This window comes from Agrobacterium rubi TR3 = NBRC 13261 (assembly GCF_000739935.1).
Lineage (GTDB): Bacteria > Pseudomonadota > Alphaproteobacteria > Rhizobiales > Rhizobiaceae > Agrobacterium > Agrobacterium rubi.
In genome coordinates, this window is sequence record NZ_BBJU01000012.1 from 235,538 (window position 1) to 247,699 (window position 12,162).

Here is a 12,162-nt window from a genome sequence, read left to right on the forward strand (position 1 = left end):
GGATCGCTATCATTTGCCTGTGCTTCCCAAAATTTCGCGCGCCTTGTCGAGCTGCGCTTGTGTGTCGACGCCTAAGGGCACCGAATGAACGATTTCCGCATCGATGCGCATGCCCGCCTCCAGCGCGCGAAGCTGCTCGAGACTTTCGCGCATTTCCAGCGCAGACGGCTTGAGCGATACGAATTTTTCCAGCGCGGCGCGGCGGTAAGTGTAGAGACCTATATGGTGGTAAAGCGGACCCTGGCCGTATGGCGCGGTTGCCCGCGTGAAATACAGCGCTCTCAGCCGTGTTTCAGACATCGGGCTACCGACGATCTTGACGACGCTGGGATTGACCTTCTCCTCTTCATCGGTGATCTCGACCGTGAGCGTGGCAATATCGGTCGATGCATTGTCCATCGGGCGCAGGGACGCGCGGATCGTTTCCGGCTCGATGGTCGGAAGATCGCCCTGAACGTTGATGACGAATTCGGCCCGTCCATAAGGATCGGCTTTCTGCAACGCTTCATAGATGCGGTCGGAACCGGACTGGTGGTCGAGGCTCGTCATCGTGACTTCGAAACCGGCATTCTTGACGACCTCGAACACCTCTGGATGATCGACGGCAACGACGATGCGTTCGGCACCGGCTTCGCGCGCGCGCATCGCAACCTGAACCACCATCGGGTGGCCTGCAATATCGGCCAGCGGCTTTCCGGGAAGGCGTGTGGAGGCCATTCGCGCCGGAATAAGGACGACGGCCTTTTCGAAAACGTTATTATTCATCCAACACCCTTCAAATCCCGCCTGAAAAGTGGCAATACGTCACGGTGCGGGGAACATATTCAAGTTGCGCAGGCTGTGCAAAAGCCATAGCTTTTGAGCAATTTCAAGATGTCCGTTTATGCGAACGGTTGTGAGGGAGCGCAAATCAATGAATTCACGTGTTAACATGGCGGTGGGTGCCCTATTGGGCACGATCTTCGTCCTGATGTCGGTGTCGATCGCATCCGAGGGAATTTTCCACGCGCCAGCGCCGGAAAAGGAAGGTTACGCCATTGTTGCAGAGACAAGCGCAGACAGCGCCAGCGGCGAACCCGCAGCCGTTGCCACGCCGATTGCCAAGCTTCTCGCCAGCGCCGACGCCGCAAAGGGCGAGACGGTCTTCAAGAAATGTACCAGCTGTCACACCGGGGAGAGCGGCGGCCCCAATAAAGTCGGCCCTAATCTCTATGGCGTCGTCAACCGTCCCATCGCCAGCCACGAAGGCTTCAGCTATTCGGCTGGCATGAAGGATTTCTCCAAGGGCAGCACCGTGAAGTGGGATTACGATCACCTGAGCTACTTCATCGAAGCGCCAAAGAAACACGTTCCAGGCACGGCCATGGGCTTTGCGGGCATCAAGAAGGAAACCGAGCGCGCCGATCTCATCGCCTATCTGCGCACCCTCGCGGCCACTCCAGAACCGCTGCCGGACCCGAACGCACCGGCTGAACAGATCAACTAAAATGAAAAAAGCCCGGTCCGCCGGGCTTTTTGCTGTCTGGATGAACGCTGACTTAGGTGTCCTGCGTCAGTTGCCCATCAGGATATCGAACAGCGTCGTTTGTTTCGGAGCGGGCTGCCTTGGCTCAAAACCGCCGCCAATATCGGCCGGGGGAACCGGACTACCGTCATATTGCTGCTGCCGTTGCTGGGGGAACTGCTGGGATGGCGCATCGACAGGCGGATATTGCGGGGTCGACGCGGTCTGATCACGACCGATAGGTGCTGCCGGATAGTTCGGCGGAACGGGCGCCTCGTTACCACCCAAGGCATTGGAGATGAGATCGCTGAGCGATTTTGGCAAGGCTGTGGGTGCGTCTGCCATCGGCTGGCCGGTCTCCGGCACCCCATAGGTGCCCAGACCAAAGAGCGGAGACGGCGTCAGGCCGGAATGGGCTGCCGTCATGAAGTCCTTCCACGCCTTGGCGGGCAGACCGCCGCCGGTCACCTTTTTCATCGATGTGCCGTCGTCATTGCCGAACCACACACCTGTGGTGAGCGTGCTGGTATAACCAACGAACAGGGCGTCGCGGAACGACTGCGTGGTGCCGGACTTGCCCGCCGCCTGCCAGCCCTTCAGCTTGGCGGCTTTGCCGGTGCCTTCATTGATAACGCCGGTCAGCATGCTGTTCATGGTCGCGGCAATGGCTTCGCTCAGCACACGCGGCGGATTGTCGTATTTGTTCTCGTAGAGAACCTTGCCATCCGCATCGGTGATTCGCTTGACGATGTGCGGTGTGGCCTTGAAGCCACCATTCATCATCGGCGCGTAAGCCGAGGTCAGCTCCAAAAGCGACACTTCCGATGTGCCCAGCGCAATCGAGGCGTTGGCCTGCAAATCCGATTCGATGCCCATGCGGTGCGCGACCTGTGTAACGCGGTCCGGGCCGACTTCCATCACCAGCTGGGCTGCGATGGTGTTCAGCGAATTGGCAAGTGCAGTGGCAAGCGTGACCTCACCGCGATATTTCTGATCGTAATTTTCCGGCGTCCATTTGCCGATCTTGACCGGCGCATCGTTGCGCACCGAATTCGGGGTCAGCCCATTTTCCAGCGCGGCGATATAAACGAAGGGTTTGAAAGCCGAACCGGGCTGGCGCTTGGCCTTGGATGCGCGGTTGAACTGGCTTTGCGAATAATCCGCACCGCCGACAATGGCGCGGATAGCACCGGTGCCATCGATGGAGGCCAATGCCGCCTGCGATGCGCCGAGCTTCTTGCCTTCGCCCTTCAATACGCCGGACAGCGCTTTTTCCGCTTCCTTCTCCAGATCGAGATCGACGGTCGTATCGACCACCAGATCCTGCTTCACATCGCCCACCAGCATGCGCACTTCTTCAAGCACCATATCGGCAGCGTAATGTTCGGCGCCCGACCAGAAGCGCTTGGCCTTGGTCGGTGGCTGCGACATGGCCGTCTTGATTTCATCTTCGGTGATGAAGCCGACATCCTGCATGGACTGCAAGACCACCTGCGCACGCTCTTCGGCGGCCTGCGGGTCACGCGCAGGCGACAGGCGCGATGGCGCCTTCAGCAAGCCGGCCAGCAATGCGGCCTCGCCCAGATTGACGTCGCGGGCCGACTTGTTGAAATAACGACGCGATGCCGCTTCCACGCCATAGGCATTGGAGCCGAAATAGACCCGGTTCAGATACATCGCCATGATCTGATCCTTGGTGTATTTCTGCTCCAGCCAGAAGGACAGAAGGACTTCCTGGATCTTGCGCTCCAGCGTCCTGTCGGGAGACAGGAACAGGTTTTTCGCCAGCTGCTGCGTCAGCGTCGAGCCGCCCTGGACGGTGCGACCACTGACGATGTTGGTGACGATGGCGCGGGCAAGGCCCAGCGGATCGATACCGAAATGCGAATAAAAGCGGCGATCTTCGATGGCCATGACGGCCTGCGGCAGATAAGGCGACATGTCTTCAAGCGCCAGCGCCTCGCCGCCGGTGGTGCCGCGGTTGGCCAGAACCGAGCCGTCGACGGCCACGATTTTCAGATTGGGCGGACGCTCAGGGATGGACCATGTGCTGGCACTGGGCATGCGGGCGGCATAATAGGCGACGATACCGACGACGGCGATGCCACCCCATATGCTGAGAACGATGCACCAATAGGTGAATGCGCGGATGAAGCTGGTGAAGCCGCCGCCCGTCGAGCGCGCCTTACGCTTCGACTGCGACGCGGTTTTGGAGCGTTGGCGCTTTGGTTCCGGAGCATCGTCGAACGCTGCGGCCTTCTTGGTGCGCCCCTTGTTGCCGGTAATACGGTCGCTGTCATCAAGACGCAGGTCATCGCCGGATTCGTGAAAATCCCCGAAAGATGGTTCTACGCGTTGGCGTGACTTGCCATTACCTGCCATTAGCGGGAAATTGCTCCATGATGTGGCGGTGCCGTATGCTGCCCCTTGATCGCCTTTTGATCCGGATGAAGCTTAAATGCGGCGATTTAAGGTGGGGTTAAGGACGTGGAACCTTCACGATGCCGTCACTGACAGACGTCAACCCATTCCGCAGAGGTGAGTGCCGCCATATGGTCGGGTGCAATCCGTACAGCCGCGTTCGTGGCGCCCGCCGCAGGCACGACTTCCGCATAGGCCTTCAGCGAGACATCGCAATAGACCGGAAAAGCCGATGGCAGACCGAAGGGGCAGACGCCGCCGATCGGGTGGCTCGTCACCTCGACCACGTCGTCGCCACCCAGCATGCGTGGCTTGGCACCGAAGCGGTCGCGGAATTTGCGGTTGTCGAGCCGCTTTGTGCCGGCGGTGACGACCAGAAGGATCGTGTCACCCGCCTTCAGGCAAATCGTCTTTGCGATCTGATCGGGGTCGACTTGATGTGCTTGCGCAGCCATGGCCACGGTGGCAGAGCTCTCTTCAGTCACCAGAACGGTGATCTCAGGGGCGTGCGTGGCGAAGAATTCTCTGACGGATTCGATGCTCATGCGCAATCTTTAGGCGTTGCGCGTCTCATACGCAAGGTTTCAGAGGCTAGTTATGCATTTTACGCAATGCTGCGCTGCAATGTCTTGACTGTTCATCGCTGCAAAATGTTGTATCTTCAAATCATCGAAGCGACGCACTCCTCCCAGCGTCGCCCGATTGGACTGACAACACTCCTCCTCCCAGTTGTCAGTCAGTATCAAGAACCCGGCGCACCTCCTCCCGCGCCGGGTTTTTGCTTTCCTAGATTCCTGTTCCAGTTGAGATACCCATTATTCCCTGCAGGAATTTGCACGATCCGGTCGAAAAACTTCGAGGCCGCCAACCCGGCTTCGTCATCAAAGAAACTTGACTTATCGGTGTCGTGACCTTAGGTGTTTTGCCATCGATATTTGTTTGACGACCAGAGCTTCAGCGTCCCCATAGACGTAAACGACGATCTTCCCTTCAAATTCGAGAACACCGCGCTGAATTTCAGCGCAAAAGTAATGCCAACGGAAGGAACATCGTTATGGCGACTGGTACAGTAAAATGGTTCAACGCAACCAAGGGCTACGGCTTCATTCAGCCTGATGATGGCGCACAGGACGTTTTCGTTCACATCTCCGCAGTTGAACGCGCTGGCCTGAACGGCCTCAAGGATGGTCAGAAGATCACCTATGAACTGGTTCAGGACCGTCGTTCTGGCAAGATGTCTGCCGACAGCATCGTCGCTGCTTAAGTTCGACCCGAGATCGGCTTTGGGGCCGATCTGACTGACACGTTGAAGGCCGGTCAAACCGGCCTTTTTCTTTGGGCGGTCGTCTCTGTTAAGATGACGACGTTGCGCGATGCTCCAGCAAAAATCGCGACGACCCTTGAAATCATCCCATCCCGAACCAATATAGAGATCACCAGAGTTTCAGCGACTTCCGATAAGGTCATCTAACCTACGCGGTTGCTTACTTCAGCGTTAACTAAATGTTAACCAAAGTGGGGCAATCATATTTCGGAAGACGCGAGCGACAGCAGTTTTGTTGGCGCCGTGCTGAGACACATACCGTTTTACGCGCTTTGACCACGGATGTACTGGCACTGAAGCTGAAACGGTAAGGAAAGGTCGGGCTTGCCCCGGCCTTTTGCTTTTTTGGGCCTGTGTCGCCCTCAAGAACGCCGCCTGTCGCAGGCGGCGTTTCTGTTATTTCGCGGCAAGAGCTGTCAAAATCCGCACCCAGGACCGGATACCCTTGTGGAAGGATTGCAGATCGTATTTTTCGTTGGGCGAATGAATACGGTCGTCCGTCAGGCCAAAGCCGATCATCAGTGAATCCATTCCCAGCATCTTCTGGAAATCACCGACGATGGGGATCGATCCACCCATGCCGATGACGACGGCTGGCTTTGCCCACTCATCCGACAACGCATTCTTCGCTTTCGTCAGCGCCGGCGAATCGTAAGATAGCTGAATGGCCGGTGAGCCACCGTGCTCATGGAATTCCACCGAGCAATCGGCGGGGATTTTCGAGCGCACATAGGCGCGGAAGCTTTCACGGATGGCGGCTGGGTCTTGGTTGCCAACCAGACGGAACGACACTTTGGCCGAGGCCTTTGCCGCAATCACGGTCTTGAAACCTTCGCCGGTGTAGCCGCCGATGATGCCGTTGACTTCCGCTGTTGGGCGCGCCCATGTGAGCTCCAGAACCGAGCGGCCCTTTTCGCCCGCCGGAACGGACAGACCGACCTCGCCGAGGAAACTTTCCGCGGTGCGGCCAAGATTGTCCCACGACGCCTTGATGTTGGATGGTGTCTCTTCCACGCCTTCATAGAATCCAGGCAAGGTCACACGGCCGGTCTCGTCATGCAGACCCGCCAGAATATGCGTCAGAATATGAATGGGGTTGGCCGCAGCGCCGCCGAACAGCCCTGAGTGAAGATCACGGTCAGCCGCCGTCACCACGATCTCTTCGCCGACGAGCCCACGCAAGGCAGCGGCGATCGCCGGTGTTTCGCGGTCCCACATGCTGGTATCGCAGACCAGCGCGTAATCTGCCTTCAGCTCATCGGCATTGGCATCCAGGAACGGTTTGAGCGATGGCGAACCGGATTCCTCCTCGCCTTCGAACAGAATGGTGATGCGCAAAGGCAGCGAGCCATGCACCTGCTTGTAAGCGCGGCAGGCCTCGACAAAGGTCATCAACTGCCCCTTGTCATCCGAGGTCCCACGACCGGTGATGACCTGCCTGCCCTCGCCAATATCCTTCAGCGCCGGATCGAAGGGCTCGTTTTCCCACAAATGAAGGGGATCGACGGGCTGCACATCATAGTGGCCGTAAAACAGCACATGCGGCGCATCCGGCGTTGCGCCATCATGGTGGGCAACGACCATGGGATGGCCAGCGGTTTCGCGCACCGACGCGTCAAAGCCGATATTCTTGAGATCGCGAACCAGCCAATCAGCGGCCTTGCTGCATTCGGCCTTATAGGCCGGGTCCGTCGAGATGGACTTGATGCGGACGAATTCGAAAAGCTTGTCGAGGCTGGAGTTGAGGTTGTCGTCAACCGCCGAGAGAACGGGGGATATGTCTGTCATTACGCGATCCTGTCATGCAAAGATGACGGGACCATAGAGCAAAGAGCGCGCGGTTTCGAGCCGGAAAATCGCCTCTTTGCTGGAGACTACGAGGGTGCAGGCACGGTTGTTTCTGCTTGAGATCCTCCTCAGACTTTCTGGTCGACAGCTCGCGCCGCCTCGATAGTGCGGCCCATATATTCCAGCAGCAAGTGTCGCTCGAACTTCAAAAGCCCTGCCAGCATCGCATCATCGGTATCTCTGGATGCCGCAATGGCCTGACGTTCCAGCTCACGGCCTTTGTCCGTCAGTTCGATGATCTGCGCCCTGCGGTCTCGCGGATGCGGCTTGCGTTCGATCAGCCCGTCGCGCTCCATCCGCGCCAGCGTATTGGCCAGCGTCGCCTGCTCGACATCCACCCTATCAAGCAATTGTCGCTGCGTCAGCCCGTCCTCGTTCCACAGTTCCAGCAAGACCGGAAACTGGCCAGGCGAGAAGCCGAGCGCTGCGGCACGTTTGTTCAGCGCCTTCGAAAAGCTCTTTGCCAGTTGGGCAGCAAGGTAAGTGGCCGAATCGTTTCGCGAAAAACGCATGTCATTTCCCTCGGGCGCGGTAACGTCGTGTCGGAATTACATATGATGCGATGTAAATCTGCTGGCTTTCGCGAGGCGTGTGAGTGGAAATTGGCCAATAAAAAACCGCCATGACCGGGAGGGACAGCCATGGCGGTTATATTGAAGGACAAAGGCCCGGAGAGGGGGATAGGCCTTTGTCCGGTCTGAAGCGGCGGGGGACGAGCCAGCAATCAGACTACGGCGTGATCAGTCGCCGTCCTCTAAGAAATGAGCCTTCAAATGCGGCTTTTCAAGGGAGCGCAGAATTACAAATTTGTAACGTTCTGGTGAGCTTCAATTGGTCTGTTGATGCCCCTTGCGCCGATATATGAACCAGACAATTTTTGTGATTGCGTAGACCGAGGTAAATATACCGAAATTGAGCGCGACATTCCACGCGTTACCCACCTCCTTCGATATCGCCAGGACGAAAAAGGTACCAAGCAAAGCGCCATTCATAAACTCGAACTGAGCCTGGCGTGCCAAACTCCATTTCTGCTCGCGACGCGCCGGAAAATAAATATGAAGGCTCTCTGATGCCAGGAGAAACATCGGCGCCACTAGAATTTTCTGGAGAACAAGGCCACTGCCATTTCCGTTGAGCACCGATACGGCGGCTGTTATCGACATCAAGGCAACGGTCGCCACACAGAATGAAATATTCGATTTCCTGTTCATATGACCTCGCAACAGTACCAAAGAATGTTGTCGGACAATCCTCGCGACGATAGACCTTTGCGCTTTGGCGCGCTATCCCTTCTTCCCATGAAAAAAGGCGATCATCTCTTCCTCGTTGACGGCTCCGGATTCATCTTCCGGGCGTTCCATGCCATTCCTGCGCTCAACCGCAAATCGGATGGATTGCCCGTCAATGCCGTCTCCGGTTTCTGCAATATGCTGTGGAAGCTGTTGAAGGACGCGCGCAACACCGATGTCGGCGTGACACCCACGCATTTCGCCGTGATTTTCGACTACTCCTCGAAAACCTTCCGCAACGAGCTCTACGATCTCTACAAGGCCAATCGTTCCGCGCCGCCGGAAGATCTCGTGCCGCAATTCGGCCTGATCCGCCAGGCCACCCGCGCCTTCAACCTGCCCTGCATCGAGACCGAGGGTTTCGAAGCAGACGATATCATCGCCACCTATGCCCGCCAAGCCGAAGCGATCGGCGCGGATGTGACGATCATCTCATCCGACAAGGATCTGATGCAGCTTGTCTCGGCCAATGTGCACATGTACGACGCCATGAAGGACAAGCAGATCGGCGTGCCCGACGTCATCGAAAAATGGGGCGTCGCGCCTGAAAAGATGATCGACCTGCAAGCCATGACCGGCGATTCGACCGATAACATTCCCGGCATTCCAGGCATCGGGCCGAAAACCGCAGCCCAGTTGCTCGGAGAATATGGCGATCTCGACACGCTCTTGGAACGTGCGGGCGAAATCAAGCAGCAGAAGCGACGCGAAAATATCGTCGCCAATGCGGAGCTTGCGCGCCTGTCTCGGCAGCTGGTGGCACTTCGAACCGATGTGCCGCTGGAGTTGCCTCTGGATGCGCTGACGCTCGAGCCACAGGACGGCCCCAAGCTGATCGCCTTCCTCAAGGCCATGGAATTCACCACGCTGACGCGGCGCGTTGCAGAGACTACGGGCGCCGATGCAACAGCCATCGATGCCGCTCATGTTCCCGTCGAGCGCGGTGCTCAGGCCCACGGCCCCGACCTGGATGCAGCAACGGATGCGGTCACGTCGCTGGATGAAAATGCAGTCGGAAACATCGATGCTATCGCCTCACAGATGGAGGGCACCGTACCCGCAACGCTCGCTTCCTCCCGTGAAGCGAGCTTCTCCACAGCCAAGATCGACATCACAGCCTATCAGACCATTCGCACCGTGGAAGAGCTTGATCGATGGATTGCCTTGGCACGCGAAACCGGCGTTGTTGCCTTCGACACGGAAACCACTTCGCTCGACCCGATGCAGGCGGAGCTTGTCGGTTTTTCACTGGCTCTCGCCAACAATGCGACGGATGCAAGCGGCCTCGATATCCGTGCGGCCTATGTGCCGCTCAGCCATAAGACCGGCTCGGGTGGTGATCTCTTCAGCGACGGCATCAAGCTGGCGCCTGACCAGATACCATTCGATGATGCGATCGCTCGTTTGAAAGACCTCCTGAAAGACCCTGCGGTGCTCAAGGTAGCGCAGAACCTGAAATATGACTATCTGCTGGTCAAGCGCCTTGGCATCGTCATGCAGAGTTTTGATGATACCATGCTGATGTCTTACGTTCTGGAGGCTGGCAAAGGCCTGCACGGCATGGACGCGCTATCAGAACGGTGGCTCGGCCACACCCCGATTTCCTACAAGGAGGTCGCAGGTTCCGGCAAGGCAGGCGTCACCTTTGATTTCGTCGATATCGACAAGGCGACGACCTATGCCGCCGAAGATGCAGATGTGACGCTTCGTCTGTGGATGGTCCTGAAACCCCGCCTCGTCGCTGACAAGATGACGGCAGTCTATGAGCGGCTCGAACGACCACTCCTGCCCGTCCTGGCGCGTATGGAAGAGCGTGGCATCACCGTCGATCGGCAAATCCTGTCGCGTCTCTCTGGCGAACTCGCGCAAAAAGCGGCGGCCTTCGAAGACGAGATTTACGAGCTGGCCGGGGAAAAGTTCAATATCGGCTCACCCAAGCAGCTCGGCGATATCCTGTTCGGCCGAATGGGCTTGCCGGGCGGTTCGAAAACCAAGACCGGTCAGTGGTCGACCTCAGCCCAGGTTCTGGAGGATCTGGCCGCAGAAGGCGCCGAACTGCCTCGCAAGATCGTGGACTGGCGTCAGCTGACAAAGCTCAAATCGACCTACACCGACGCCCTTCCCGGCTATGTGCATCCACAGACCAAACGCGTCCACACATCCTACTCGCTGGCATCGACCACTACGGGACGCCTGTCTTCGTCTGAACCGAATTTGCAGAACATCCCGGTCCGCACCGCGGAAGGCCGCAAAATCCGCACCGCTTTCGTCTCGACGCCGGGAAACAAGCTGCTGTCGGCCGATTACAGCCAGATCGAGCTTCGCGTCCTCGCGCATGTGGCCGATATTCCGCAGCTGCGAAACGCTTTTGAAAACAACATCGACATTCACGCCATGACGGCGTCGGAAATGTTCGGCGTTCCAGTGGAGGGCATGCCGTCCGACGTGCGCAGACGCGCCAAGGCCATCAACTTCGGCATCATCTACGGCATCTCGGCCTTCGGTCTGGCCAACCAGTTGGCCATCGGTCGCTCAGAAGCCGGCGATTACATCAAGAAATATTTCGAACGCTTCCCAGGCATCCGCGATTACATGGAGAGTACGAAGGCTTTTGCGCGCGACAAAGGATATGTCGAAACGATCTTCGGACGGCGCATTCATTATCCGGAGATCAAATCCTCCAACCCGTCCGTCCGGTCCTTCAACGAACGCGCAGCAATCAACGCCCCCATCCAGGGCTCAGCCGCCGACGTCATACGCCGCGCCATGATCCGCATCGAACCTGCGCTGGAACAAACAGGCCTCTCTGCTCGCATGCTCCTGCAGGTGCATGACGAATTGATCTTCGAAGTCGAGGAAGCAGAAATTGAAAAGGTGCTCCCCATCGTGGTCAACATCATGGAAAAGGCAGCACTGCCTGCCATCGACATGAAGGTGCCGTTGAAGGTTGATGCGAGAGCGGCGAGCAACTGGGACGAGGCGCATTAGCAGCGGCAGGTGGTTCTGCCGACAGGCTTATTGCGGAGATGGTTAGCTTGAAGCCCGCAAGAGAGAGCTGGCTGGCCTGCTCGATGGTACGGACGAACCACCTTCCACGCTCCATCCCGATCTGGCGAAGTATTTTCATGAGGAGATCGGTGCTCTTCACGTCCGACTTGGCAACGAGAAGACGCAGGCCTTTGCGGACTACAGGCTCTGCACGCTGGTCAGCCGCATCGAACTCGTTCCCAGTCGTGATCTGGCCGTGATCCTCACCTTCGCATGTATCAAGAGAAACCCCGAGTCCTCAACGAAAGGGCGATTCTGGAAGAGCTCATGGGTCGCGCCGATCTAACCCGGTAGCCAGAAATGCCAAAAGCCCCTTGGCGGGGCTCTGTCGGTATCACAGGGATCGTTGGTTGCGGGGGCAGGATTTGAACCTGCGGCCTTCAGGTTATGAGCCTGACGAGCTACCGGGCTGCTCCACCCCGCGTTACCAGGTTTTTGCGTTCGCAAAAACCGACAGAGCAAACACGAAGTGTTTGCGTATCCGGTCCGGTTTTTGCCAAAGGCAAAATACCGTTGTTACCAGCGTAAATCCCTTAGGATTTATCGCGACTGCGTCACAGCATGGCTGTGATGCATATTGCCGGAGCAAATCCTTTAGGATTTGTCTCCTGTAAGGGACGCACCTTATTTATTCGATGCGCCGCTTTTTGTGTCTTTGTGCTTTATAACACAAAAGGCCGCGTTGTGAGCGGCCTTTGACTGGCCTTTTGGCCGTTTGTTTTTGCGTT

At 57.5% G+C, this 12,162-nt stretch carries 9 protein-coding genes and 1 tRNA gene; 3 read left to right on the plus strand and 7 right to left on the minus strand.

The annotated features are described in order from the left end of the window. Window positions 1–9 precede the first annotated feature (9 nt). On the minus strand, window positions 10–765 hold the full coding sequence (locus tag RRU01S_RS10505; protein WP_045230207.1) for a 3-deoxy-manno-octulosonate cytidylyltransferase: 756 nt from the start codon (window positions 763–765) through the stop codon (window positions 10–12). Between the two features lie 148 nt (window positions 766–913). Here RRU01S_RS10505 and RRU01S_RS10510 point away from each other — a divergent pair, with 148 nt between their 5' ends. Then, window positions 914–1,486, plus strand: coding sequence for a c-type cytochrome (locus tag RRU01S_RS10510; protein WP_045230208.1), 573 nt, complete (start codon window positions 914–916; stop codon window positions 1,484–1,486). 66 nt (window positions 1,487–1,552) lie between these two features. Here RRU01S_RS10510 and RRU01S_RS10515 read toward each other — a convergent pair whose 3' ends face one another. Both RRU01S_RS10515 and RRU01S_RS10520 read right to left on the minus strand, forming a co-directional pair. Continuing rightward, window positions 1,553–3,886 (minus strand): transglycosylase domain-containing protein, encoded by a 2,334-nt coding sequence (locus tag RRU01S_RS10515; protein ID WP_045230209.1) that lies wholly within the window; start codon window positions 3,884–3,886, stop codon window positions 1,553–1,555. A 125-nt stretch (window positions 3,887–4,011) separates the two neighbouring features. After that, window positions 4,012–4,470: a YbaK/EbsC family protein gene (locus tag RRU01S_RS10520; RefSeq protein ID WP_045230210.1), complete on the minus strand. Its 459-nt coding sequence runs from the start codon at window positions 4,468–4,470 to the stop codon at window positions 4,012–4,014. A 509-nt stretch (window positions 4,471–4,979) separates the two neighbouring features. On the opposite strand from RRU01S_RS10520, the gene RRU01S_RS10525 reads away from it, so the two are divergent. Continuing rightward, window positions 4,980–5,189 carry a cold-shock protein gene (locus RRU01S_RS10525; protein WP_045230211.1) on the plus strand — a complete coding sequence of 70 codons (210 nt, stop codon included), beginning with the start codon at window positions 4,980–4,982 and terminating at the stop codon, window positions 5,187–5,189. Window positions 5,190–5,645: 456 nt separating this feature from the next. On the opposite strand, the gene RRU01S_RS10530 is transcribed toward RRU01S_RS10525, so the two are convergent. From RRU01S_RS10530 to RRU01S_RS10540, 3 genes are all read right to left on the minus strand, one after another. Further along, window positions 5,646–7,037: a dipeptidase gene (locus RRU01S_RS10530; protein ID WP_045230212.1), complete on the minus strand. Its 1,392-nt coding sequence runs from the start codon at window positions 7,035–7,037 to the stop codon at window positions 5,646–5,648. 128 nt (window positions 7,038–7,165) lie between these two features. Beyond that, window positions 7,166–7,609: a MarR family winged helix-turn-helix transcriptional regulator gene (locus RRU01S_RS10535; RefSeq protein WP_045230213.1), complete on the minus strand. Its 444-nt coding sequence runs from the start codon at window positions 7,607–7,609 to the stop codon at window positions 7,166–7,168. Window positions 7,610–7,924: 315 nt separating this feature from the next. Next, window positions 7,925–8,308: a hypothetical protein gene (locus tag RRU01S_RS10540; RefSeq protein WP_045230214.1), complete on the minus strand. Its 384-nt coding sequence runs from the start codon at window positions 8,306–8,308 to the stop codon at window positions 7,925–7,927. A gap of 87 nt (window positions 8,309–8,395) precedes the next feature. Between RRU01S_RS10540 and polA the strand changes: the two genes are divergently transcribed. Further along, on the plus strand, window positions 8,396–11,374 hold the full coding sequence (gene polA / locus RRU01S_RS10545; RefSeq protein ID WP_045230255.1) for a DNA polymerase I: 2,979 nt from the start codon (window positions 8,396–8,398) through the stop codon (window positions 11,372–11,374). A 407-nt stretch (window positions 11,375–11,781) separates the two neighbouring features. Here polA and RRU01S_RS10550 read toward each other — a convergent pair. Beyond that, window positions 11,782–11,858: transfer RNA gene (locus tag RRU01S_RS10550), tRNA-Met, on the minus strand. Window positions 11,859–12,162: the final 304 nt, after the last annotated feature.

What these genes read in the sequence shown, in the direction of transcription:
- RRU01S_RS10505 (WP_045230207.1), bottom strand. Translation starts at nt 765, where the DNA reads ATGAATAATAACGTTTTCGAAAAGGCCGTCGTCCTTATTCCGGCGCGA.
- RRU01S_RS10510 (WP_045230208.1), top strand. Translation starts at nt 914, where the DNA reads ATGAATTCACGTGTTAACATGGCGGTGGGTGCCCTATTGGGCACGATC.
- RRU01S_RS10515 (WP_045230209.1), bottom strand. Translation starts at nt 3,886, where the DNA reads ATGGCAGGTAATGGCAAGTCACGCCAACGCGTAGAACCATCTTTCGGG.
- RRU01S_RS10520 (WP_045230210.1), bottom strand. Translation starts at nt 4,470, where the DNA reads ATGAGCATCGAATCCGTCAGAGAATTCTTCGCCACGCACGCCCCTGAG.
- RRU01S_RS10525 (WP_045230211.1), top strand. Translation starts at nt 4,980, where the DNA reads ATGGCGACTGGTACAGTAAAATGGTTCAACGCAACCAAGGGCTACGGC.
- RRU01S_RS10530 (WP_045230212.1), bottom strand. Translation starts at nt 7,037, where the DNA reads ATGACAGACATATCCCCCGTTCTCTCGGCGGTTGACGACAACCTCAAC.
- RRU01S_RS10535 (WP_045230213.1), bottom strand. Translation starts at nt 7,609, where the DNA reads ATGCGTTTTTCGCGAAACGATTCGGCCACTTACCTTGCTGCCCAACTG.
- RRU01S_RS10540 (WP_045230214.1), bottom strand. Translation starts at nt 8,308, where the DNA reads ATGAACAGGAAATCGAATATTTCATTCTGTGTGGCGACCGTTGCCTTG.
- polA (WP_045230255.1), top strand. Translation starts at nt 8,396, where the DNA reads ATGAAAAAAGGCGATCATCTCTTCCTCGTTGACGGCTCCGGATTCATC.